General features: G+C 48.9%; 4 protein-coding genes. 3 read left to right on the top strand and 1 reads right to left on the bottom strand.

Annotated elements, in window-relative coordinates:
• The coding region (gene secF / locus NZ772_15675) for a protein translocase subunit SecF (protein ID MCS6814994.1) at positions 1-821 on the top strand (821 nt) is incomplete at its 5' end.
• Between the two features lie 259 nt (positions 822-1,080).
• Entirely contained in the window at positions 1,081-1,713 is a 633-nt protein-coding gene (locus tag NZ772_15670) for a Maf-like protein (protein ID MCS6814993.1), read from the top strand.
• Positions 1,714-1,734: 21 nt separating this feature from the next.
• On the opposite strand, the gene NZ772_15665 is transcribed toward NZ772_15670, so the two are convergent.
• On the bottom strand, positions 1,735-2,412 hold the full coding sequence (locus NZ772_15665; protein MCS6814992.1) for a cysteine hydrolase: 678 nt from the start codon (positions 2,410-2,412) through the stop codon (positions 1,735-1,737).
• A 560-nt stretch (positions 2,413-2,972) separates the two neighbouring features.
• Here NZ772_15665 and NZ772_15660 point away from each other — a divergent pair.
• On the top strand, positions 2,973-3,659 hold a 687-nt coding region (locus NZ772_15660), incomplete at its 3' end, for a PAS domain-containing protein (protein ID MCS6814991.1).

Raw genomic sequence — 3,659 nt, 5'->3', positions numbered from 1 at the left:
AACTAGAGCTAGACTGCACAAAACCAGGCAATTGCGACCAACCCATCGACCTCAACCAAGTACGAGCCATCCTCTCACAGCAGGGCATTGACAGCAGCAACGTGCAAGTGGCCGGCGATCGCTTTCAGGCTATTTCTATCCGGGCTAAAGAACTGCCTGTTAACCAACGCACACAACTAGTAGCCGCCCTCCAAGACAAGATTGGCACCTTTGACCCAACGAAAACTCAAATCGATACCGTCGGCCCCACCTTAGGAGCACAACTATTCCGCTCTGGTGTTTTAGCACTCCTCATGGCCTTTGTGGGCATTACCATCTACCTCACCTTTCGCTTTCAGCTAGACTATGCCATCTTTGCCTTGGTGGCCCTTATGCATGATGTTTTGGTGACCTTAGGGGTATTTGCCCTCCTAGGACTCACTATCGGTACCGAAGTCGATAGTCTGTTCATTGTGGCCCTGCTCACTATTATTGGATTTTCAGTCAATGACACAGTGGTCATCTACGATCGGGTACGCGAGACAATCGAACGGGCAACAACCGAGCACCATATCAACGACATCATCAACGATGCCGTTAATCAAACCCTGGGACGCTCCATCAACACAACGATGACAACCCTGCTACCCTTGATTGCCATTTTCTTGCTGGGTGGTGAAACCTTGAAATTCTTTGCCCTAGCTCTCATTATTGGCTTTATAGCAGGTGCTTACTCTAGTATCTTCATTGCTAGTACCCTACTGGCGCTATGGCGAGAACTGCGAGGCCATGCAGTGATTGTGCCGATCGCCAACGCAGAGGTCAGCGAACCGCAAGTGTAATCACCACCCTCATCCAGGGATCTATGTATGGATACACAGCCAAAACTATGGCCGATGCTCTCAAGCCATACGAGTGTGCCCGTATAAGTTCCAGTGCTCAGTTTGTAGTACCGACTTCAGTCGGCTGTGCTATTGTCCTAATTTCTTCAAACCTTGTTATATCCGTCAACAAAACAGCTAAGCTTCTAGAGGATGACTCTTGCAAGCTCCTTCCAGCCAATTAGGTTATCACCTCAATACTTAACAGTTCCTTGTCCCCATGCCATACCCTACCCTAGTTCTGGCATCAGCTTCTGTTGCTCGACGGCGCTTGCTTCACCAAGCTGGCCTCACGTTCCATGTTTGCCCTAGTCAGTTTGACGAAGATGCTGTCACCATTACTGACCCGGCTGAGCTAGTCAACACGCTAGCTTTGGGTAAGGCAACTGCGATCGCCAACCGCATCCGCAATGGCGAGATTCCTGATATTGATACCCATTGCTTAGTCTTAGGGTGTGACTCAGTGCTGGCCTTTGGTGGCGAAATCCACGGCAAGCCTGACAGTCCTGAAGTGGCGATCGCTCGCTGGCAGCGAATGCGGGGTCGGGTCGGAGACTTGTGTACAGGTCATGCCCTGTTGGACTTGGCCCAAGATCAGCAGCTAGTGTGTTGTCGGGTTACCCAAGTCTATTTTGCTGACATCACTGACCAACAAATCGAGACCTACGTCGCTACCGGCGAACCCATGGCCTGTGCTGGTGGTTTTGCTATTGAAGGCATGGGCGGATTTTTTGTAGAAAAGCTAGACGGCTGTCACACCAACGTCATTGGTCTCAGCCTGCCTCTGTTTCGGCAAATGCTGGCAGAGTTGGGCTACGACATCACCCAGTTTTGGCAGCAAAGGCATCTATAGACAACGCACTCCCTTAGCAGCCTAGCAAGATGCAGCAACCGATAACCCTTGTAAGACACTAGCCGCAGGTGCAGTCCAGCCAACGATGCCACCTTGAGCACGAACCATCTCCAGCACTGACTGCTTAAACTCAGGGAAATAACTTGCCGTACCATCTTCTACGAGTAAGCACTCATACCCGCGATCGTTGGCCTCCCGCATGGTAGTTTGCACACACACCTCAGTGGTAACACCAGTAATCACCAGATGGGTAATGTTGTTTTCTTGCAGCAACGCTTCTAGGTTTGTGTTATAGAATGCACCCTTACCCGGCTTAGGGATCACAACCTCCCCTGGGAGAGGAGCTAGCTCTGGAATCACATCATTTCCTGGTTCGCCCAACACCAAAATGCGCCCCATAGGCCCTCGATCGCCTATCTTTATGGCATAGTTACCCCGATTCAGCTTCGATGGTGGGCAATCAGACAAGTCGGGCTGATGCCCCTCTACAGTTTGAAAAATAGGCAATTTGCGAGCACGAAACGCAGCTTGTAACTGCTTAATAGCTGGTATTGCTGCCTTCAGCAGGCTAACATTATTGCCAAGCGCGTCACCAAACCCGCCCGGCTCAATAAAATCTCGTTGCATGTCGATGATTATCAACGCAACCCCAGTATCTGGCAACTCATAGTCATAAGGCTGGGCAGAAATTTTGACCATAACTAGCTCTTTTACCTCATCGGTAACTACAGGAGATGACATTTGCAGCCATGCGTTGGCAGCAACTCGCTGACATTAACCTGTAGTAGGTACCACGCAGCACGCTAGCTAATTGCCATTTCCATGGCATTCCTACATCCTGCCCTACTTAGTCTAGGTCTAACGAATGCCCTTAACTATGGAGCGTAGTGGTGCCCAAGTCAAGGCTAACTCACAATATTCTCTCAATACTCAATCATTCATTATTTGCATAGATGCATACCCTACCAGACGGTTATTAGGCGATCAATATTACACAAAAGCACTGTGTCTGATAGCACTTCCAAGCCTCGAAATCGTAGATTTTACGGATTACAGCCAATAGGGTTTTAGGGATGATTTATCTTATGTCTAGAGTCAAGTGCCCGTAAGCGCTACCATTGTTATGGAAATACCCCTGTGTCTAATTACTGGGGCTGTGTAGAATACACAAATCAAAATTTGTGATCCTCACGAGAGTATTCCAAGTCATCAGTATTTGCTATTGCCATCCGCACGTTTAGCAGATCAGGATCATAAGTATGACCCAGCTAGAGCAAGTTCCATCCTTACATCCTGTCTTTGCGGATGCGTCATTGTCGCTAGACACTATTAACCCCAACTCTCACAGCCCCAATTCTCAGCCTACTACTAGTGCTAACACTGATCTGGTACTGCGGGTTGCCAAACATGGCACTTATCTTGAGGTACTAGCATCATCGCACCTGCTAGCTGGGCTGCCTGCTTCTGAGCTAGTTGGCAAAACTATTCAAGAGGTGTTACCGCCTGATTGTGCCCGCACACAATTGCACTATATTCAACAGGCATTTGCCACCAAGGAGATGCAAACCTTTGAACAACAGATTGCTTGTAATGGTGAGCTGCGCTACGAAGAGGTGCAAGTTATTGCTATTAATGACTATGAAGCATTGCTAATAGTGCGAGATGTTTCTGACCACAGACGCATCTATGAACATCTCAACCTGCAATACGCAGTAACTCGGACATTAACAGAATTTGCAGCCTCCTCAGTAGAGGGTATCATCCCCCAGTTGTCACAGTTATTGCAGATGATTTGTGCAGGGCTGCATTGGCAGTATGGGGAACTTTGGACTCTAGATGATCGCCAACCAGTGCTCCATCTTGCAGCTAGTTGGCGTGCACCAACGCATGAACTGCTAGCACTCACTCAGACAGCTCAACGGACGCAAATCCTTCAAGGAGAGGGA

The organism is Cyanobacteriota bacterium, assembly GCA_025054735.1.
GTDB lineage: Bacteria > Cyanobacteriota > Cyanobacteriia > SKYG9 > SKYG9 > SKYG9.
This window is presented reverse-complemented; position numbering and strand designations above follow the sequence as displayed.